Origin of the sequence: Rathayibacter sp. VKM Ac-2754 (assembly GCF_009807095.1) — a bacterium.
In the GTDB taxonomy this organism is placed as follows: domain Bacteria; phylum Actinomycetota; class Actinomycetes; order Actinomycetales; family Microbacteriaceae; genus Rathayibacter.
In genome coordinates this window covers 1-20,060 of sequence record NZ_WUCC01000008.1, presented here as the reverse complement: position 1 = coordinate 20,060, position 20,060 = coordinate 1, and the positions used below count along the sequence as shown (strand labels likewise).

Sequence of the window (20,060 nt, the reverse complement as noted above, 5' to 3'; positions counted from 1 at the left end):
AGGGTCGTGCCTCGATGGTGACGCGACTCCCAGTCGTGCAGGCTACGTTAGCCCGAGCGTCCTGGGCGACGGCGTGAAGACGACCGTCCCCGCCCGAACCGCTTCCGCCCGCCGCGAACATCCCGGCGGAGCCGCTCAGCAATCGCCGTCAGGAAGGCCCCCGTGTCGCTCTTCTCCGACGACCCGCGCTCCTCCGCCCCGCGCGGTCGACGCGCCTGGGTCGGACCGGCCGTCCTCTTCTCGGGAGTCGCCCTGGTCGTCGCCCTCGGCGTCGCTCCGGCGCCCTACGTGATCGAGCAGCCGGGCCCCGTCTTCGACACCCTCGGCACGAGCGGCGACGACGTGCCCCTCATCTCCATCCCCGACGAGACCACCTACCCCACGACGGGCACGCTCGACATGCTCACCGTCTCGGTCGTCGGCAACCCCGAGAGCCTGCCCAACTGGGTCGAGGTCGCGAGCGCCTGGTTCGACCGCACCAAGGCCGTCGTGCCCGTGGAGCAGATCTTCCCCGCGGCGACGACAGTCGAGGAGCGCGACGAGGCCAACCAGGCCGAGATGACCGACTCGCAGCAGGAGGCGATCGCGGCGGCGCTCACCGATCTCGGCTATCCCGTGGGGCAGAGGGTCTCGGTCGCCCAGCTGCCCGACGGCTCGCCCTCGACAGGCGTGCTCGAGCCCGGCGACGAGGTCGTCGCGGTGGACGGTGCGGCCGTCGCCGACGTCGCCGCGCTGCGGGATGCGGTCCAGAAGTCGGGCACCACCGCCCCCGTCACCCTGACGATCGAGCGCGACGGGGCCCAGCAGGACGTGCAGGTCACCCCCGTCGACAACGAGGGGACCGCGGTGATCGGCATCGTCGCCGGCGCGACCTTCGACTTCCCCTTCGACGTCGACATCCAGCTCGACGACGTCGGCGGACCGAGCGCCGGGATGATGTTCGCGCTCGGGATCATCGACAAGCTCACCGAGGGCTCCCTCAACGGAGGCGAGCAGGTCGCGGGGACGGGGACGATCGACGCGGCGGGCGAGGTCGGGCCGATCGGCGGCATCCGCCAGAAGATGTTCGGGGCGGTCGACGCCGGCGCCTCCTACTTCCTGGCGCCGAGCCAGAACTGCGGCGAGGTCGTCGGGCACGTGCCCGACGGGCTCGACGTGCTGAGCGTGTCGACCCTCGACGAGGCGCTGACGGCGCTGGAGGGCATCGCCGCCGGGGACGTCTCCGGCCTCCCGACCTGCGACGGCGCGACTCCGATCGACTGACCGGGGCGGATGCGGTCCGCGGTGAGCGAACGGCGATCGGGGTCGACGCTCAGGTCGCGCCGTCGAGCGTCGCCTAGCATGGGAGGCCCCCCTCACAACTCGACAGCAGAGGCGCATCCGTGAGTTCCACAGCAACCGAAACCCCGCCGCGGAAGAGACGGAGCGTTCTCGCCGTCACAGTCGTGGTGGTGGCCGTTCTGGTGGTGGCGTTCTTCGTCTTCGCCGGTCTCTACACCGACATCCTCTGGTACGACCAGCTGGGCTTCCTGTCGGTGCTGACCACCCAGTGGGCGGCGGCCGGCGGGCTGTTCGCCATCGGGTTCGTCGCGATGGCGGTGCCGGTCTTCATCAGCCTGATGCTCGCGTACCGCCTGCGCCCCGTCTACGCCAAGCTGAACTCGCAGATCGACCGCTACCAGCAGGTCGTCGAGCCGCTGCGCCGCCTGGCCACCTTCGGGATCCCCGCGGTGCTCGGCCTCTTCGCCGGCGTCTCCTCGGCCACCCGCTGGCAGACCAGCCTGACCTTCTGGAACCGCACGCCCTCCGGCGTCACCGACCCTCAGTTCGGGCTGGACACGTCCTTCTACCTCTTCGAGCTGCCCTTCTACCAGAGCCTCGTCGGCTTCGCCTCGGCCGTCCTGCTCATCTCGGGTCTCGCCGCTCTGGCCACCGGGTACCTCTACGGTGCGATCCGCGTGAACGGCCGCGAGGTGCGGATCTCGAAGTCCTCGCGCATCCAGCTCGCGGTCATCGCGGCCCTCTACCTGCTCGTGCAGGCCGTCAGCCTGTGGCTCGACCAGTACGCGACGCTCACCGACCAGGGCGCGCGCATCACCGGAGCGACCTACTCGACCGTCAACGCGGTCATCCCCGGTCTGCAGATCCTCGCGGGAGTCGCGGCCCTGGTCGCCGTGCTCTTCGTCGTCACCGCCTTCATCGGCCGCTGGCGCCTCCCTGTCATCGGCACCGCGCTCCTCATCGTCTCGAGCCTGCTCGTCGGCTCCCTCTACCCCTGGGTCGTCCAGACGTTCCAGGTCGTGCCGAACGAGCGCACGCTCGAAGAGGACTACATCCAGCGCAACATCGACATGACCCGTCAGGCCTACGGAGTCGACGACGTGCAGGTCATCCCGTACGACGCGACGACCGACGCCGAGCCGGGCGCCCTGCGCTCCGACGCCGAGACGACGGCCAACATCCGCATCCTCGACCCCGCCGTCGTGACCGACGCGTTCTCGCAGCTGCAGCAGTTCCGCCAGTACTACTCGTTCGGCGACCAGCAGAACGCGCTCGACGTAGACCGCTACTCGATCGACGGAGCGACGCAGGACGCCGTGGTCGGCGTCCGCGAGCTGAACCTCGCGGGCCTCGGCACGAACCAGACCTGGTACAACCAGACCCTCGTCTACACCCACGGCTACGGCCTGGTCGCCGCCTACGGCAACCAGCGCTCGGCCGACGGCGAGCCGGTCTTCATCGAGTCGCAGGTCCCCACGGTCGGCGAGCTCGGCGACTACGAGCCGCGGATCTACTTCGGCGAGAACTCGCCCGCCTACTCCATCGTCGGCGGCGAGGGCGATCGCAACATCGAGCTCGACTACCCGTCGGGCACCGAGGGCGAGCAGCAGACCTACACGACCTTCGACGGCGAGGGCGGCCCTTCGCTCGACAACGTCTTCAAGAAGCTCGTCTACGCGATCAAGTTCCAGTCCGAGCAGATCTTCCTGTCCGACGGAGTGAACGACCAGTCGCAGATCCTCTACGACCGCAACCCCGTCGACCGCGTCCAGAAGGTCGCGCCCTACCTCACGCTCGACTCCGACGCCTACCCGAGCGTCGTCGACGGCCGTGTCGTCTGGATCGTCGACGGCTACACGACCTCGTCCGAGTACCCGTACTCGGAGGTGCAGAGCCTCTCGCAGGCGATCGCCGACACGAGCACGCAGCAGCAGTTCCCGACCGACGACGTCAACTACATCCGCAACAGCGTCAAGGCCACGGTCGACGCCTACGACGGCAAGGTGACGCTCTACGCGTGGGACACCGAGGACCCGGTGCTGCAGACCTGGCAGAAGATCTTCCCGAGCACCGTCGAGCCGATCAGCGACATGTCGGCCGACCTGCTCAGCCACGTCCGCTACCCCGAGGACCTCTTCAAGGTGCAGCGTGCCGTGCTCGGCACGTACCACGTGACCGACGCCGGATCGTTCTACTCCCGCGAGGCGGCCTGGTCGACTCCGGACGACCCGACCAGCGGCAACTCGACGACGACGGCGGCCGGCGTGGGCGGCGACGCCCTGCAGCCGCCCTACTACCTGACGCTGCAGACGCCCGACGTCGAGACGCCCTCGTACTCGCTCTACTCGACGTACATCCCCGCCAGCGTCCCGGGCAGTGCGGCCAGCCGCAACGTCCTGACGGGCTACCTCGTCGCCGACTCCGATGCGGGCTCCGACGCGGGCGCGATCGCGGACGGCTACGGCACGCTCCGGCTGCTCGAGCTGCCGAGCGACGACACGGTCCCCGGCCCCGGCCAGGTGCAGAACGCGTTCAACACCGACCCGACGGTCGCCAACCAGCTGGCGCTGCTCCAGCGCGGTGACACGACGGTGACGCGAGGGAACCTGCTCACCCTGCCGGTCGGCGGCGGTCTGCTGTACGTCCAGCCGATCTACGTCAGCTCCAACGGCAACACGAGCTTCCCGCTGCTGCAGAAGGTGCTCGTCGCATTCGGTGACGACATCGCCTTCGAGGACACGCTCGACGCGGCGCTCGACAGCCTCTTCGGCGGCGACTCCGGTGCCGACGCGGGAGACACCGGCACGCCGGTCGACACGAGCACCGCCCCGCCCGTCGATCCCGGCACGGACACCGGCACCGAGACCGATCCGGCCGACACGGGAACGGGTACGACCGACCAGACGGAGCTGCAGGCGGCACTGAGCGATGCCAGCGCCGCTCTGGCCGAGCGCCAGGCCGCTCTCACCGCCGGTGACCTGACGGCCTTCGCGGCCGCCGACGAGAAGCTCACCGAGGCGCTGCAGCGCGCACTCGCCGCCGAGGAAGCGCAGTAGCACCGTGGTTCAGGTCGACCGCGGCGAGCACCTGAGCTCGGGGGAGTGGCTCAACCTGAACCGCGCGCACTGGGAGTCCAGGGAGCCGGGCTCGCCCGATCCGCTCCTGGCTGCGACGCCCGCCTCCGACGAGGAGGCGGGCGTCCGCGTCCTGCACCTCCAGAGCGGTGACGGCTCCCGGAGCCTCGTCCACGCGCGGCGCGGCGCGGAGGTCATCGGCGTCGACTTCTCGATGCCGGTGGTCCGACGCGCCCGCGCCCTCGCGGAGGATCTCGGGCTGTCCGATCGCTCGCGCTTCCTCTGCGCGAACGTCTACGAGCTGCGGCACATGCTGCCGGAGCCCGACTCCTTCGGCCTCGTCGTGACGAGCCGGAGCGCCGTCTCATGGCTGCCCGACCTCGACGAGTGGGCCCGGATCATCGAGTGGTTCGTCGAGCCGGGCGGCTCGTTCGTCCTCGATCCCGACGCGGGCGAGGGCGTCGTCGACGCCGACGTCCGTCGAGTCGACCACTCCCTGCGCAGCCTCGCCGAGGCCCTCGAGCGCGCGGGCCTCGAGGTCGGCCCGCCCGCCGACGACGAGTCGATCGTCGCGACCAAGCGCGTCTGAGTCCCCACCTTGACGCACCCCGCCCCGGTCGGCTCCGTCCTCGATTTGCACTTCTCGGAAAGCGCCTGTAGTGTTTTCTCTTGTGCCGCGGGGTGGAGCAGTTCGGTAGCTCGCTGGGCTCATAACCCAGAGGTCGTAGGTTCAAATCCTGCCCCCGCAACAAGAAGACGGAAGCCGGTCCTGAGAAGGGCCGGCTTTCGTCGTTAACGCCGGGCCCTGCAGGGCGTAGCGGCACCGGCGACGGGTCCGGGACCGCCGAGCTCGACGGGTGTCGCGGAGGCTCCCGTCAGTCCGCGGCGATCACGCTGAGCACGTTGCCCGCAGGGTCGCGGAACCACGCGATCGTCGGGCCGTGGCCGCGCATCACTCCGGTCGCGTCGGTCGGAGTCTCGGCGTCGTCGTAGATCTTCGTGGCGACATTCGCGCGATTCAGCTCGGCGACAGCGGCGTCGACGTCGGCGACCTCGAGATTCAGGATCGTGAACGTCGCCGGCACATGCGTCGGCTTGGGGTAGGCGATCGCGTGACCGCCGCCCGGCAGGGTGATGTCGAGGATCCCCATCCCGTTCACGGAGACGTCGAAGCCGAGCGTCCCGCCGTAGAAGCGCTCCGCCTCCTCGACACTGTCGACGCTGAACCCGCTGAAGACCCGCTCGCTCGTGACCACGGCCGCACCTCTCTCCGCGCGGCTCCGTCGCCTGCGCCTCGCCCCGGACGCTACTCTGGTCGGCTGCCCGCGTCACGGGTGCGGAGGGAGCTAGGCATGGCCAGGGCTCTCCCGCGCGCGCTGCGCCCGTTCGAGACCCGCGCCTACCGCTTCCTCGCCCTCTCGCTCGCCGCGTCGCTGCTGGCGAGCGGAGTCTGGCTCGTCGCCCTCGTCTGGCAGGTGATCGCCCTCGGCGGCGGCCCGAGCGACGTCTCGGTCGTGGCCGCGGCGTCGGCGCTCGGCCTCGTCCTCGCCGTCCTGCTCGGCGGAGTCGCGGCCGACCGCGTCCCGCAGCGCCGGCTCCTCCTCGGTGTCGAGGCGGTGCGCATCGTCGCCGTCCTCGCGGCCGTCGCGCTCGACGCCTCCGGAGTGCTGGCCCTCTGGCAGCTCACCGTGCTGGCGTTCGTGCTCGGCGTCGGCGAGGCCTTCTTCTTCCCCGCCTACTCGGTGATCCTCCCGAGGCTGCTGCCCGAGGCGCAGCTCCTCGCGGCCAACGGAGTGGAGGGGGCGCTGCGCCCCGTCGCGCAGAGTGCGGCCGGCCCCGCCCTCGCCGGGCTGGTCATCGCGGTCGCCGCGCCGTCGGCGGCCTTCGCCGTGACGGCCGGGGGCTACGCGCTCGCCCTCATCGCGCTGGTGCTGATGGGTCCCGTGCCCTTCCAGCGCACGACGGAGGAGGGGACCGGCCCGATCCGCTCGGCCCTCCGCGACCTGCGCGAGGGCTTCGGCTACATGCTGCGCACCCGGTGGCTCCTCGCGACGCTCCTGTTCGCCGTCGTCCTCGTCTTCCTCGTGGTCGGGCCGATCGAGGTGCTCGTGCCCTTCGCCGTGCGCGACCAGACCGGAGCCGGCGCCTCCGGCTACGCGCTCGCTCTCACGGCGTACGGCTGCGGAGGCGTGATCGGCTCGCTGGTGATCTCGTCGCGGCCGATCCCGCGGCGCTACCTCACGACGATGGTCCTGCTGTGGGGATTCGGCGTGCTGCCGTTCGTGTTCCTCGGCGTCGTCGACCAGCTGTGGCTGATCGCCGCGATCCTCTTCGTCGACGGGGTCACCGGAGCCGCGGCACAGGTGCTCTGGGGCACGCTCCTGCAGCAGCGGGTGCCGCCCGCCCTGCTCGGTCGCGTGTCGAGCCTCGACTTCTTCGTCTCGCTCGCCCTGATGCCCGTCTCGATGGCCGTCGCAGGCCCGGTGGGGGAGGCGTTCGGCATCGCGCCGACTTTCGCGGTCGTCGGAGCCCTCGCCGCGGCGGCCGCGGTGCTGACGCTCGTCCTCGCACGACTCGGCCCGGACGAGCTCGCGCACCCCCTCCGCGCGTCATGACGCGCCTCGGCCTGGTGTGTCGCGGCGAGCCGCACGGTATCCTCGTCGGGATGCGAAGGGTTCAGGCGTGACGGACGAACAGGTGGACGACAGCTCGGTACCGACCCCCGGAGGATCGGACGGGTCGACCGTCCACCCCTCCCGGCGCAGCCGCCGGGACGCGGAGTCCGCCACCCGCCCGGTCCCCGTCGTCCGGCCCGCACCCGCACCCGTGAAGGCGCCCGTCCTGGCCGCCGTCGCCCCCGTGCGGCGCCGCTCCCGCCGGGGCCTCCGCGCCGCGCTGAGCACCGTCGCCGTCGCCGCGATCGCCGGGATGGTCGCGGTGATGGCCCTCCCCGCCTACTCGTTCGACCCGGCACCCGACTCGCAGGCCGCCATCGAGGCGGCCGCCCGCGTGCAGGCGCTCGGCAACCAGAAGCTCACCGTGTCGGGCGCCGCCGTGCAGGAGCAGGTGATCCGCGACTCCTTCACCGCGCCCACCCAGGCCCAGCTCGACGAGGCCGCGGCACAGGCCCGCGCGCTCGCCGCCGCGGCCGAGAAGGCGGCGCGCGAGGCCGAGGAGGCCGCTGCCGCCGCCGAGGAGGCCAGGACGACCGGCGGGGCGACGAGCTCCGCCACGGGCTCCAGCGGCTCGAGCACCTCGGTCACCCCGCGCGAAGAGGGCGACGACTATCCGTGGCGCGACGCGCTGACCGACGACCAGGGCGGCGGCCTCTCGCCGCTGCGCTACTACTACCGCGAGTGCGTCGACTTCGTCGCGTGGCGCCTCAACCGCGATCAGGGCTCCACCGGCGCCCCCTTCAAGTGGACCTGGGGCAACCTGACGCCCGGCGGCGGCAGCGCCTACGCCTGGGCGGGTCAGTGGGCGTCGCACGGCTGGGTGACCAGCACCACGCCCGTCCCCGGCAGCGTCGCGTGGTTCAACGGCAACCACGTCGCGTACGTGCAGTCGGTCAACTCCGACGGCAGCGTCTCGCTCGAGGAGTACAACTGGGGCAACGACCACGCGTACCACACGCGGACGATCCCCGCCTCGAGCGTCCCGCTCTTCCTCTACCCGCCGAGCTGATGGCGGCCGACGCCCGGGCCGTCGGCGTCGCGGTCGCTCAGTTCGCGCCGACCGCCGACCGCGCCGCCAACCTCGCCACGATCCGCCGTCTCGCGACGGTGGCGGCGGGTCGCGGCGCGAGCCTCGTCGTCCTCCCCGAGTACAGCTCGTTCTTCGTCGACCCGCTCGGCCCCGAGCTCGTCGCCGCCGGCGAGGCGCTCGACGGCCCGTTCGCCTCCGGCCTCGGTGAGATCGCCCGCGATCTGGGCGTCCACCTCGTAGCCGGCATGGTCGAGGCCGTCGACGGCGAGCGGCGCATCGCGAACACCCTGATCGCGCTCGATCAGCAGGGTGCCCTCGTCGCGCGGTACCGCAAGCTCCACCTCTACGACGCCTTCGGTCAGACCGAGTCCGAGTGGGTCGCCGCGGGCGGCATCGAGGCGCCGCAGACCTTCGAGGTCGGCGGCCTCGTCGTCGGCCTGCAGACCTGCTACGACCTGCGCTTCCCCGAGGTGACGCGCTGGCTCGTCGACGCGGGCGCCGAGGTCGTCGCAGCCCCGGCCGAGTGGGTGCGCGGCCCGCTGAAGGAGGCGCACTGGCGCGTCCTCGTCACTGCTCGCGCTCTCGAGAACACGATCTACCTCCTGGCGGCCGACCAGACGCCTCCGATCGGCGTGGGCACGAGCATGATCGTCGACCCGATGGGCGTCGAGATCGCGACCCTCGGCGAGGCCGAGGACGTCGCGGTCGCCTGGATCTCGCGCGAGCGGATCGACGCCGCCCGCACGAAGAACCCGGCGCTGGCGCTGCGGCGCTTCCGCGTCGAGCCGATCTGAGTCCGATCGGCCCCGAGCCCGGTCAGCCCCTCGGCCGCATCGCGGCGAGCCGCTCCGCCGCGCTGTCGAGCACCTCGAAGCGCTTGCAGAAGGCGAAGCGCACCAGCGAGCGGTAGGGTGCCGCGTCCTCGGCCCGGCAGAAGGCCGAGACCGGCACCGCCACGACGCCGGCCAGCTCGGGCAGCGCGCCGCAGAAGGCGACGGAGTCCTCGAACCCGAGCGGTGCCGCGTCGGCCACCACGAAGTAGCTGCCCGCCGACGGCGACACCGAGAATCCGGCCGCCGAGAGGCCGGCCGAGAGGATGTCCCGCTTGCGCTCCAGGGTCGCGGCGATCCCCGTGAAGAAGACGTCGTCGAGCCCGAGCCCCCGCGCCACCGCGCCCTGGAACGGCGACCCGCTGACGTAGGTGAGGAACTGCTTGACCGCGAGCACGGCGGTGACGAGCTCGCGCGGCCCGGTGATCCAGCCGATCTTCCAGCCCGTGGTGCTGAACGTCTTGCCGGCGGACGAGATCGTGAGCGTGCGCTCGAACGCACCGGGCAGCGTCGCGATCGGCACGTGCGCGCCGTCGAAGCGGAGGTGCTCGTAGACCTCGTCGGTCACGATCAGCGCGTCGTGCCGCTCGGCGAGCCGGACGATCAGCTCGCGTGTGTCGGCGGGGAGGACGGAGCCCGTCGGGTTGTGCGGGTCGTTGACGAGGATCACGCGCGTGCGGTCGGTGACGGCGCGCTCCAGCTCGTCGTGGTCGACGGTGAAGGTGGGACCGCGCAGGGCGACCGTGCGGTGCACGCCTCCGGCCAGCGCGATGAGGGCTCCGTAGGCGTCGTAGTGCGGGGTGAAGGTCACCACCTCGTCGCCGGGCTCGAGGAGGGCGAGCATGGTGGCCGCGAGGGCCTCCGTCGCGCCGGTGGTCACCAGGACCTCGCCGTCGGGATCGACCTCGAGGCCGTAGAAGCGGCGCTGGTGCGCCGAGATCGCGGTGCGCAGCACGGGGAAGCCGGGGCCGGGCGGGTACTGGTTCAGTCCGGAGGCGATCGCCTCCCGCGCCGTCTCGAGCACCTCGCGCGGTCCGTCCTCGTCGGGGAAGCCCTGGCCGAGGTTGATCGCCCCGGTGCGGGCCGCGAGGGCGCTCATCTCGCTGAAGACGGTGGCGGCGACCTCGCCGCCGGGGCCGAGAAGTCCGGCGCCGGCCGCGGCGCGGGTCCAGGATCCATGGATGCTCACCCTCTCAGTGTGCACCTCCCGCATTGATGTCCTGCTTGCAGGCCCGTCATAAGAAACGCCCAGGTTCGATGGCCAAGCTATCCCCGCTTGGAAGGAGCAGCACCCATGACCGAGAGTCACGAGGGTCCTCGTCAGCCGGAGGAACCCACCACGCCGTCAGAGTCCGGCGACCGCGGGGGAGCGTCCTCGTCGACGACCGGGCCCACCGAGCCGATCCGCGAGGCGACCACTCCGCAGCCGCCCTACACGCCGAACTCCGACGCCGGCAACCAGGCGCGACCCGAGCAGCCCTCGCCCCGGTACGGCCAGTACGCCCCGGCGGCCGCCCAGTACGCGCCGCCCGCCCCGCACACCGTGCACAGCTCCGAGGAGCCGCCGAGCTCGAGCGCCTTCGGCCCCGCCGGTGAGCCGCCGGCCGCGCAGACCCCGTCGGCGCCCCGCCGCCGCGCGGGTGTCAGCGTCGTCGCGGCCCTCGCCATCGGCGCCGTCGTCGGCGGAGTGGCGGGCGCCGGTGTGTTCGGTCTCTGGTCGGCCTCCAACGGCTCGGCCACCCGCGTCGTCTCCTCCGGCGGCTCGCAGACCATCACCGTCAACAACGCCGAGGACGCCACGACGGCGACCGCGGTCGCGGCCAAGGCCACTCCGAGCGTCGTGACCATCTCGGTGAGCGGCGGTTCCTCAGCGGGAACGGGCTCCGGCATCGTCCTCTCGGACGACGGCTACGTCCTGACCAACACGCACGTCGTGACCCTCGACGGTGCGGCCGCGGACGCCGCCGTCACCGTCACGACCAGCGACGGCTGGATCTTCGACGCGACGATCGTGGGCACCGACCCGACTCTCGACCTCGCCGTGATCAAGCTCACGGACGCGAGCGATCTCACTCCGATCACCTTCGCCGACTCGTCGGAGATCAACGTCGGCGACACCGCCGTCGCGATCGGAGCGCCGCTCGGCCTCTCGGGCACCGTCACCGACGGCATCGTGAGCGCGCTGAACCGCAGCATCCAGGTCGCGTCCTCCGCCGCTCCCGACGACTCCGGCGACAGCTCGAGCGGCAGCACCGACAGCCCGTTCAACTTCGACATCCCGGGCCAGAACGAGCAGACCCAGGCCACGAGCACGATCTCGCTGCCGGTCATCCAGACCGACGCGGCGATCAACCCCGGCAACTCCGGCGGAGCGCTGCTGGACAGCGACGGCGAGCTCATCGGCGTCAACGTCGCGATCGCCAGCGCCGGTCAGTCGTCGGGCTCGAGCGAGCAGTCGGGCAACATCGGAGTCGGCTTCGCGATCCCGAGCGCGATCGCCGAGCGCGTCGCGAAGGAGATCATCGCGAACGGCTCCGCCACGCACGGACTCCTCGGCGCGAGCGTCACCGACTCGACGGCCGACGTGCTCGGCGCGTCGATCCAGGAGGTCACCAGCGGGGGAGCGGCGCAGGCCGCCGGACTCGCCGCCGGGGACATCGTGACGGAGGTGTCGGGAACGCCCATCACGAGCGCCTCCGACCTCACCGCCCAGGTGCGCGCGCAGGCCGCCGGCGCCGACGTCCAGCTGACCTACGTCCGGGGTGGGCAGAGCTACGAGGTCGACGTGACGCTGGGCGAGATGGCCACCAGCTGACCCCTTCCGAGCGCCACCGCAGCCCCCGAGGACGTGTCCTCGGGGGCTGCTAGGGTTGGGCTCCCGCCTCACGAACTGGACCCATGCAGCCCGAGACACCGACGGACGACCTCTCCCATCTGCCCGGCGTCTCGTACGTCATGCCGGTGCTGAACGAGGTCACCCACGTCAGGGCGGCGGTCGACTCCCTGCTGGCCCAGGACTACTCCGGGCCGTTCGACATCGTCCTCGCTGTCGCTCCGAGCATCGACGGCACCGAGGAGCTGGTGGCCCAGCTGAGCGCGGCCGACCCGCGGATCCACGTGGTGCCGAACGCCGTCGGGTCCACGCCCGCCGGGCTGAACGCCGCCATCCGCGCCTCGCGGCACCCGGTCGTGGTGCGCGTCGACGCGCACTCGGTGCTGCCGGCCGACTACGCGCGCGAGGCCGTCGCGGCGCTGCAGCGCTCCGGGGCCGACAACGTCGGCGGCGTCATGGCGGCGGAGGGCCTCACCCCGTTCCAGCGCGCGGTCGCCCGGGCCTACGGCTCGCGCATCGGCCTCGGCGGCACCCCCCACCACGTCGGCGGCCAGGAGGGCCCGGCCGAGACCGTCTACCTGGGCGTCTTCCGCCGCAGCGCGCTCGAGCGGGCGGGGCTCTTCGACGAACGCTTCAAGCGCGGCCAGGACTGGGAGCTGAACCGCCGCATCCGCGAGGGCGGCGGTGTCGTCTGGTTCACTCCGCGCCTGACGGTCACCTACCGCCCCCGCCCGTCGATGCGGGCGCTGCTGCGGCAGTTCCTCTCGACCGGGATGTGGCGCGGCGAGCTGACCCGCCTGTTCCCCGCCTCCCGCTCCCTGCGCTACTTCGCCCCGCCCGTCCTGGTCGCCCTCCTCGCGCTCGGCCTGCTCTCGGGCCTCGGCGGAGTCGTCCAGGCCCTGGTCGGCGCCGCACCGTGGCTGCTGGTCGGTCTCGCGGTGCCCGTCGGCTACCTCCTCCTGGTCGCCGCCGCGACAATCGTCGTCGCGCGCCCCGATGGGATCCGCGCGATGCTGTGGTTCGCCGTCGTGATCCCGTCGATCCATGTCGCCTGGGGCACGGGGTTCGTCCTCGGGTTCGCCGGGCTGACCAGCAACATCGCCGCCCACCGCCACCAGCCCCGGGCCGACCCAGGGAGGGGCGCATGACCGCGACCACCAGACCCCGATCGATCGCGGAGCTCCGGGAGGTGGCCCAGCCGCCCGAGGTGCGCGGGCGCCGGAACGCCGAGCACTGGACCGCCTCGCTCTACCTGCGGCGGTTCTCTCCCTACCTGACCTGGGTCCTGCTCCGCACGTCGATCTCGGCGAACGGCGTGACCGGTCTGATGATCCTGGTCGGCTGGAGCGCCGCCGCGGCCCTGCTGATCCCCGGCATCGCCGGTGCCGCCCTGGCCCTCCTCCTCGGTCAGCTGCAGATGCTCGTCGACTGCTGCGACGGCGAGGTCGCGCGCTGGCGCCGGACCTCGTCGCCCGCCGGGGTCTTCCTCGACAAGGTCGGGCACTACACGACCGAGGCGCTCATCCCGATCGCGCTGGGCCTCCGCGCGGCCGGGCTGCCGTTCGACGCCCCGGCCGACTACCTGTGGACCACCATCGGGCTGGCGCTCGCCCTCGTCATCGTGCTGAACAAGGCGCTCAACGACATGGTGCACGTGGCCCGCGCGAACGCCGGGCTCACGAAGCTGGCCGACACGAAGGGCGAGGCGGTGCCGTCCTCGTCGGGGCTCGCCCGCCTCCGCCGCACCGCGCGGTTCGTGCCGTTCCACCGTCTGTACCACTCGGTCGAGCTGACGATGCTCGCCTTCGCAGCCTCGCTCGTCGGGCTGGTCGTCGGCGCCTCCGAGGCCGACCGCTTCCTGGTCTCGGCGCTGCTGCCGCTCGCGTTCCTCGCCCTGATCGGGCACTTCGTCGCGATCATGGCCTCCAAGCGTGTCCGCTCCTGAGCCCCGCGTCGGAGTCGTCGTCCTGACCCAGGGCACCCGGCCCGACGATCTCGCCGCCGGCCTCGCGAGCGTGCTCGCGCAGGAGGGCGTCGTGCTCGACGTCGTCTGCGTCGGCAACGGCTGGGAGCCGACCGGTCTGCCCGACGGCGTCCGCGGCGTCGCCCTGCCCGAGAACCTCGGGATCCCGGCGGGCCGGAACGCCGGCGTCCCGAGGGTGTCGGGGGAGTACCTCTTCTTCCTCGACGACGACGCGCGCATCCCGTCGCCGGCCTTCCTCGCCGACGCCGTCGCGCTCCTGCGCTCACCCCGGCGGATCGGCCTGGTCCAGCCCCGTGTCGACAGCACCGACGGGACTCCGGCCCCGACGCGCTGGATCCCGCGGATCCTCAAGGGCGACCCGCGCCGCTCCGGCCCCGTGTTCTCGGTGTGGGAGGGGGCGGTCGTGCTGCGCCGCGACGTCTTCGAGCAGACCGGCGGCTGGGCCGAGCCCTTCTTCTACGCGCACGAGGGGATCGAGCTCGCCTGGCGGGTGTGGGACACCGGGCGCACCACCTGGTACGCCGGCGAGCTGGTCGCCGAGCACCCGGTGATCCAGCCGACGCGGCACGCCGACTACTACCGGCTGAACGCGCGCAACCGCGTCTGGCTCGCGCGGCGGAACCTTCCTGCGCCGCTCGCCGTCGCCTACGTCGGCTCCTGGACCGCGATCCAGTGCCTCCGCTGGGCCCGCGACCGCGCCGCGCTCGGCGCGTGGTTCGCCGGCTGGCGGGAGGGCTGGCGAGCGGACCCGGGAGAGCGGCGCGTCCTGTCGTGGCGGACGGTGCTCCGCATGGCGTTCGCCGGGCGTCCCCCGATCGTCTAGCATCGGGGCAACCGCCCCCCGGCCGGGCGGGAGGCTCCCGAAAGGACGACGGTGTTCGATTCGACGCAGCTGCTCTCCGGCGCGCTCACACCCCAGGAACTCCTGCGGACGGTGCGGGGCCGGATCGACGACTCCCCGGGCGCGGCTGGGGACCCCGAGTTCCAGGCCCGCCTCGACGCCCACCTCCCGCGGCTCGTCGAGCTCTTGTCGGAGGTCTACGCCGGCCGCGACGACCTCGCCGACCAGCTGGTCGCCCTGGTCGAGCTCGCCGCCTCGTCGTGGGAGGAGCGCCCCGCCGACCTGCGCGCCCTCGACGCCGTGCGGCAGCAGCATCCGGACTGGTACCTCTCGAACAAGGCGCTCGGCGGCGTCTGCTACGTCGACCGCTTCGCCGGCGACCTCGACGGACTTCGTGCCGAGATCCCGTACTTCCGCGAGATCGGGCTGAACTACCTGCACCTGATGCCGATCTTCGACGCGCCGGAGGGCGAGTCGGACGGCGGTTACGCGGTGTCGAGCTACCGGCGCGTCCGGCCGGACCTCGGCGACATGGAGGGGCTGCGCCGCCTCGCCTCCGAGCTGCGCGAGCACGGGATCGCGCTCGTCGTCGACTTCGTCTTCAACCACACCTCGAACGAGCACGAGTGGGCCCGCCGGGCACTCGCGGGCGAGCAGCGCTTCGAGGACTACTACTGGATCTTCCCCGACCGCGAGCAGCCCGACGCCTTCGAGCGCACCACGCGCGAGATCTTCCCCGACGACCACCCCGGCTCGTTCGTGCAGCTCGAGGACGGCCGGTGGGTGTGGGCCACCTTCCACCGCTACCAGTGGGACCTCAACTACTCCAACCCCGAGGTGTTCCGCGCGATGGCGGGCGAGATGCTCTTCCTGGCGAACCAGGGGGTCGACGCGCTGCGGATGGACGCCGTCGCCTTCATCGCGAAGAAGCTCGGCACCACGAGCGAGTCGCAGCCCGAGGCGCACCTGCTGCTGCGCGCGTTCAACGAGGTCTGCCGCCTCGCCGCCCCGTCGCTGCTGTTCAAGTCGGAGGCGATCGTGCACCCGGACGAGGTCGTCGAGTACATCGACCTCGAGGAGTGCCAGCTCTCGTACAACCCGCTGCAGATGGCGCTGACCTGGGAGGCTCTCGCGACGCGCGACGTCCGCCTCCTCTCGCAGGCGCTCGAGCGCCGCCACGCCCTCCCGGAGGGGACGGCGTGGGTCAACTACGTGCGCGGGCACGACGACATCGGCTGGACCTTCGCCGATGAGGACGCGGCCGAGCTCGGCATCGACGCCGCGGGGCACCGGCGGTTCCTCAACGATTTCTACACCGACCGCTTCGAGGGCACCTTCGCCCGCGGCGTGCCGTTCCAGGAGAACCCCCGCACCGGCGACCGCCGGGTGTCGGGGACGACGGCGTCCCTCGCCGGAGTGGAGGCGGGCGACGCCTACGGGATCGACCGGGTGCTCCTGGCCCACTCGATCGCCCTCAGCACCGGCGGGCTGCCGCTGCTCTACCTCGGCGACGAGGTCGGGCAGCTGAACGACTACGGCTACGTCGACGACCCGACGACCGCGGGCGACTCGCGCTGGGTGAACCGGCCGCGTCGGCCCACCGAGCGCTACGCCGAGCGCGAGACGCCCGGCACCGACGCGGGCGAGATCTTCGGCGGACTCCTGCACCTGATCGCCGTCCGCAAGGCCGTGCCGCTCTTCGCCGGCACCGCGCTCACGGTGTTCGACCCGGTCAACCGCCACGTGCTGGGCTACCAGCGGCCCGGAGACGGCGAGTCGGTCCTCGTGCTCGCGAACGTGTCGGACGACGTCCAGGAGATCGATCCGGAGCGCTTCGGCGGCTTCGACGCCTGGGCCCTCGACCTCGTCACCGAGATCACGGTCGACCTCCGCGAGGGGTTCCGGCTCGCTCCGCTCCAGTTCGTCTGGCTCCGGGTGACGCCCGCCTGATCCGCGCCCCGGGTAGCCTGTTCCGATGCCGGCTCTCCGCGACGTCCTCGACCGCCTCCGGACGGACGCGGGTCTCGCGCGCGGGATCCTGCGCGATCTCCTCGCCGCTCGGCGCGCCCGGCACGCCGTCGCGGGCCTGCTCGCGACCCGGGGACCGCTGCCGGCCGACCGCTTCGAGATCGGCGTGTACTTCGCCGACGCCGACATCAACCTCTACCAGGTGCGGCAGTGGTACCGGCCGCTCCAGGAGCTGGCCCGGACGCATCCGGTCGTCCTGCTCTCGCGCAACGCGAGCGCCGCCGAGGTGCTGCTGCGCGAGAGCCCCGTGCCCGTCGCCTACGTGCGCTCCGTCGCAGATCTCGAGAGCACCATCGCCTCGCAGCCGCTGCGGATCGTGCTCTACGTCAACCAGAACTCCCGCAACTTCCAGATGATGCGGTACGGCCGCCGGTGGCACGTCTTCGTCAACCACGGCGAGAGCGACAAGATGTACATGACGACCAATCAGTACAAGGCGTACGACTACAGCCTCATCGCGGGGGACGCGGCCCTGGCCCGGCTGCACCGGGTGCTCTGGGACTTCGACTTCGACAAGCGCACCCTCGCGATCGGCCGCCCGCAGGCCGACCATTTCGCCGGGCGCACGCCCTTCGCGCCCGACGAGCGCCAGGTCGTGCTGTACGCGCCGACCTGGGAGGGCGACCGGCCCGCGGCCGGCTACGGCTCGATCCGGAGTCACGGGGTGGCGCTCGCCGAGGCCCTGCTCGCCGACCGGCGGTTCCGGCTGATCTACCGGCCGCACCCCCGCAGCGGTGCCGTCGATCCGCAGTACGGCGCTGCCGACCGCCGCATCGTGGCTCTCCTGGCGGCCGCCAACGCCGCGGATCCGTCGGCGCACCACGTGCACGACACCGGGGCCGAGCTCGGCTGGCAGCTGGCCGCGGCCGACGTCGCGATCCTCGACGTCTCGGCAATGGTCTACGACCGACTCGCGACGGGGCGACCGCTGATGGTCACCCGGCCGACGAGTCCCGATGCCGAGGTCGACGAGACCGGGTACCTGGGCGGCGCGGAGTGGCTGCGCGCCGAGGACGCCTCCGCCATCGCCGACCGGATCGGCGCCGTCGAGCACGACGAGTCGTCGGCCGCGCGGCTCGATCGCTGGGTGACCCACTACTTCGGCGACACGACACCCGGGGCGGCGACGGCCCGCTTCCACGCCGCGATCGAGACGCTGCTCGCCGAGTGGGAGCACCACGCGGCGCTGCACCGCGACGATCCCGCGGTCGACGACAGGGATCCTGAGGCCTGAGCCGGGACGTCGTCAAGGCCCGGGCGGCGCCGCAGAGCCCTCCTCCGCGTCCCGCTACGCTCGACGCATGATGACCCCGCGCGCCTTCGCCCGCTCCCGCCGGCGCAGGACGGCGGCCGGCCCGCCTCCTGTCGAGCCCGACATCGTGGTGTCGACCGACCCGGACAAGCCGGTCTTCACGATCCGCTCGTTCCGCATCGGTCTGTTCGGCGGCCTCGGGGTGCTCGTGGCGCTCGTGCTCGGCGGTCTCGTCGTCGAGCTCGGCACGGTGCTCACCTACATCTTCGTCGCGATGTTCTTCGCGCTCGGCCTCGACCCCCTCGTCTCGTGGCTCGAGCGGAAGATCCCGCGGCCCCTCGCGATCACCCTGGTCTTCGCTGCGGTGGTGCTGCTGTTCGCCGGGCTCCTGCTCTACATCATCCCGATCCTGATCGAGCAGCTGACCCTGTTCGTGACCAGCGCGCCCAGGATCGTGACCGACATCGCCTCACAGCAGTGGGTGCTCGATCTCGAGGAGCAGCTGCGGGGCGTCGTCGAGGTCGATCAGCTGATCAGCAGCGTGCAGAGCTTCATCGGCGACCCCAACAACCTGCTCTCGCTCGGAGGCGGGCTGCTCGCGGTCGGCACCGGCATCGCGAGCGGTGTCACCGGGTCGATCATCGTGCTCATCCTGACCCTGTACTTCCTCGCGTCGCTGCGCTCGATGAAGTCGGTCGCGTACCGCTTCGCGCCGGCGTCGCACCGCGCGAAGGCGCACGAGGTCGGCGACGAGATCACCGGAGCCGTCGGGCGCTACGTCGTCGGGCAGGTGTCGCTCGCGGGCGTCAACGGCATCCTGACCTTCATCCTGCTGCTGAGCATCGGCGGGCCGGTCCCCGCGCTGCTGGCGTGCGTCGCGTTCCTCGGGTCGCTGATCCCGCTGGTCGGCACCATCTCGGGCGCCGTGATCATCTCGCTCGCCTGCCTGCTGGCCTCGCCGCTCACCGCGCTGGTCGCCGCGATCTACTACCTCGTCTACATGCAGGTCGAGGCCTACCTCCTGAGCCCGCGGATCATGAACCGCGCGGTCTCGGTGCCCGGCGCGGTCGTCGTCATCGCGGCCGTCGCGGGCGGCACGATCGCGGGCGTCCTCGGGGCGCTCGTCGCGATCCCGGTCGCCGCCTCCGTCATCATCGTCGTGCAGAAGGTGGTCTTCCCGCGTCAGGACGCGAAGTAGCGGCTCACCGGAAAGCGGGAGCGGCGGAGTCGACGGCGTCGACGAAGGCCGTCACCGACGCGGGGACCCGGGCGTCGGAGCCGGGCGCCGCGACCGGCGGCAGCGTGCGGGTGACCACGGGGACGACCCCGGCCCAGACCCCGTCGGTCTGGGCGTCGTCGTCGGACGGACCCGCCGCGCGCACCTTGACGCTCGCCTCGCCCAGCGGCATCCGCAGCACGAGGGTCGCTGCGATCTCGCGGGCCGTGCTGGGGCGGACCTCCTCGTTCCTACCCGGGAGCAGGCGGGCCGAGAGCAGCTCGAGCGCCCGCGCCTTCTCGTCGCCCTCGAGGGTCTCGGCCGTGCCCAGGATCATCGCGGAGCGGTAGTTCATCGAGCTGTCGAAGGTCGACCGGGCGACGACCAGCCCGTCGACCAGCGTCACCGAGACGGTCAGCTGAGCGCCGCGCGCGGCGGCCCGCAGGAGGCCGCCGCCGCTCGAGCCGTGCAGGAGGAGCCGGTCGCCGTCGCGGGCGAAGAGGATCGGCAGGACGATCGCGGCCCCGTCGCGCACGACGGCGACGTGGGCGACGAGCGCCTCGTCGAGGATCGCGTCGAGAGCTGCGCGGTCGGTGCTCTGGCGGTCGCGGAGGCGGGTGACGCGGGTGCGGTCGGTGAGGGGGAGGGTGTCCATGGTGCGGGGCGCTCTGGATCTGTCAGAATGCCAGCGGAGGACTATTCGAGTGGTCCAGATCGGGGGAGTTGGTGGCGTCGGGAGATCTCGAGAGTCCGCTGCTGCACGGGCCGGCCGCGCGAGGCAGGGTCCGGGCGACGCTCGCGGAGGCGCTGCGGGCCGCGGTCCTCGACGGGCGCTACCGGGCCGGCGATCCGATCCCGTCGAGCCGTGTGCTCGCCGAGCAGCTCGGCGTCTCGCGCGGCTCCGTCGTCGCCGCGGTCGATCAGCTGGTGGGGGAGGGGTACCTCGTCGCCCGGCCCCGCGCCGCGGTCTCGGTGGCGACCGACGGCGTCGTCGTCCCGCCGGCCGCGCGGCGAGC

17 protein-coding genes and 1 tRNA gene are annotated in these 20,060 nt (G+C 72.2%); 15 read left to right on the top strand and 3 right to left on the bottom strand.

What is annotated here, in order from left to right:
• Window positions 1-162 precede the first annotated feature (162 nt).
• The 4 genes from GRS92_RS13735 (at window position 163) to GRS92_RS13720 (ending at window position 5,104) form a co-directional block, all read left to right on the top strand.
• On the top strand, window positions 163-1,263 hold the full coding sequence (locus GRS92_RS13735; RefSeq protein WP_159857337.1) for a YlbL family protein: 1,101 nt from the start codon (window positions 163-165) through the stop codon (window positions 1,261-1,263).
• Between the two features lie 119 nt (window positions 1,264-1,382).
• Window positions 1,383-4,337, top strand: coding sequence for a UPF0182 family membrane protein (locus GRS92_RS13730; protein WP_204162405.1), 2,955 nt, complete (start codon window positions 1,383-1,385; stop codon window positions 4,335-4,337).
• Between the two features lie 4 nt (window positions 4,338-4,341).
• Window positions 4,342-4,944 (top strand): class I SAM-dependent methyltransferase, encoded by a 603-nt coding sequence (locus tag GRS92_RS13725; protein ID WP_159857333.1) that lies wholly within the window; start codon window positions 4,342-4,344, stop codon window positions 4,942-4,944.
• An 86-nt stretch (window positions 4,945-5,030) separates the two neighbouring features.
• Window positions 5,031-5,104, top strand: a tRNA-Met gene (locus tag GRS92_RS13720).
• 126 nt (window positions 5,105-5,230) lie between these two features.
• On the opposite strand, the gene GRS92_RS13715 is transcribed toward GRS92_RS13720, so the two are convergent.
• Window positions 5,231-5,611, bottom strand: coding sequence for a VOC family protein (locus tag GRS92_RS13715; protein WP_159857331.1), 381 nt, complete (start codon window positions 5,609-5,611; stop codon window positions 5,231-5,233).
• A gap of 96 nt (window positions 5,612-5,707) precedes the next feature.
• Here GRS92_RS13715 and GRS92_RS13710 point away from each other — a divergent pair, with 96 nt between their 5' ends.
• The 3 genes from GRS92_RS13710 to GRS92_RS13700 all read left to right on the top strand — a co-directional run bounded on the left by GRS92_RS13710 (window position 5,708) and on the right by GRS92_RS13700 (window position 8,854).
• Window positions 5,708-6,970, top strand: coding sequence for an MFS transporter (locus GRS92_RS13710; RefSeq protein ID WP_159857329.1), 1,263 nt, complete (start codon window positions 5,708-5,710; stop codon window positions 6,968-6,970).
• Window positions 6,971-7,037: 67 nt separating this feature from the next.
• Window positions 7,038-8,039: a CHAP domain-containing protein gene (locus GRS92_RS13705; protein WP_159857327.1), complete on the top strand. Its 1,002-nt coding sequence runs from the start codon at window positions 7,038-7,040 to the stop codon at window positions 8,037-8,039.
• Window positions 8,039-8,854: a carbon-nitrogen hydrolase family protein gene (locus GRS92_RS13700; RefSeq protein ID WP_159857325.1), complete on the top strand. Its 816-nt coding sequence runs from the start codon at window positions 8,039-8,041 to the stop codon at window positions 8,852-8,854. The genes GRS92_RS13705 and GRS92_RS13700 overlap by 1 nt, the downstream gene beginning before the upstream one ends.
• Window positions 8,855-8,876: 22 nt before the next feature.
• Here GRS92_RS13700 and GRS92_RS13695 read toward each other — a convergent pair whose 3' ends face one another.
• On the bottom strand, window positions 8,877-10,079 hold the full coding sequence (locus tag GRS92_RS13695; protein ID WP_159857323.1) for a pyridoxal phosphate-dependent aminotransferase: 1,203 nt from the start codon (window positions 10,077-10,079) through the stop codon (window positions 8,877-8,879).
• A 105-nt stretch (window positions 10,080-10,184) separates the two neighbouring features.
• On the opposite strand from GRS92_RS13695, the gene GRS92_RS13690 reads away from it, so the two are divergent.
• The 7 genes from GRS92_RS13690 (at window position 10,185) to GRS92_RS13660 (ending at window position 19,026) form a co-directional block, all read left to right on the top strand.
• Window positions 10,185-11,705 carry a S1C family serine protease gene (locus GRS92_RS13690; RefSeq protein ID WP_159857321.1) on the top strand — a complete coding sequence of 507 codons (1,521 nt, stop codon included), beginning with the start codon at window positions 10,185-10,187 and terminating at the stop codon, window positions 11,703-11,705.
• A gap of 83 nt (window positions 11,706-11,788) precedes the next feature.
• Window positions 11,789-12,871: a glycosyltransferase family 2 protein gene (locus GRS92_RS13685; RefSeq protein WP_159857319.1), complete on the top strand. Its 1,083-nt coding sequence runs from the start codon at window positions 11,789-11,791 to the stop codon at window positions 12,869-12,871.
• The gene (locus GRS92_RS13680; RefSeq protein WP_159857317.1) at window positions 12,868-13,668 is read left to right on the top strand and encodes a CDP-alcohol phosphatidyltransferase family protein; all 801 of its coding nucleotides are present in this window, start codon (window positions 12,868-12,870) and stop codon (window positions 13,666-13,668) included. The genes GRS92_RS13685 and GRS92_RS13680 overlap by 4 nt, the downstream gene beginning before the upstream one ends.
• Entirely contained in the window at window positions 13,655-14,530 is an 876-nt protein-coding gene (locus tag GRS92_RS13675; RefSeq protein WP_159857315.1) for a glycosyltransferase family 2 protein, read from the top strand. The genes GRS92_RS13680 and GRS92_RS13675 overlap by 14 nt, the downstream gene beginning before the upstream one ends.
• A gap of 111 nt (window positions 14,531-14,641) precedes the next feature.
• The gene (locus tag GRS92_RS13670; RefSeq protein WP_235022044.1) at window positions 14,642-16,498 is read left to right on the top strand and encodes an amylosucrase; all 1,857 of its coding nucleotides are present in this window, start codon (window positions 14,642-14,644) and stop codon (window positions 16,496-16,498) included.
• Between the two features lie 25 nt (window positions 16,499-16,523).
• Complete coding sequence (locus GRS92_RS13665) at window positions 16,524-17,810, top strand: hypothetical protein (protein ID WP_235022033.1); 1,287 nt, start codon at window positions 16,524-16,526, stop codon at window positions 17,808-17,810.
• A 67-nt stretch (window positions 17,811-17,877) separates the two neighbouring features.
• Complete coding sequence (locus tag GRS92_RS13660) at window positions 17,878-19,026, top strand: AI-2E family transporter (RefSeq protein WP_235022032.1); 1,149 nt, start codon at window positions 17,878-17,880, stop codon at window positions 19,024-19,026.
• Window positions 19,027-19,030: 4 nt separating this feature from the next.
• Here the strand turns inward: GRS92_RS13660 and GRS92_RS13655 are convergent, their stop codons facing one another.
• Complete coding sequence (locus GRS92_RS13655) at window positions 19,031-19,699, bottom strand: pyridoxamine 5'-phosphate oxidase family protein (RefSeq protein ID WP_159857313.1); 669 nt, start codon at window positions 19,697-19,699, stop codon at window positions 19,031-19,033.
• A 71-nt stretch (window positions 19,700-19,770) separates the two neighbouring features.
• Between GRS92_RS13655 and GRS92_RS19190 the strand changes: the two genes are divergently transcribed.
• Window positions 19,771-20,060: winged helix-turn-helix domain-containing protein (locus GRS92_RS19190; RefSeq protein WP_327437446.1), on the top strand; the 290-nt coding region annotated here is incomplete at its 3' end.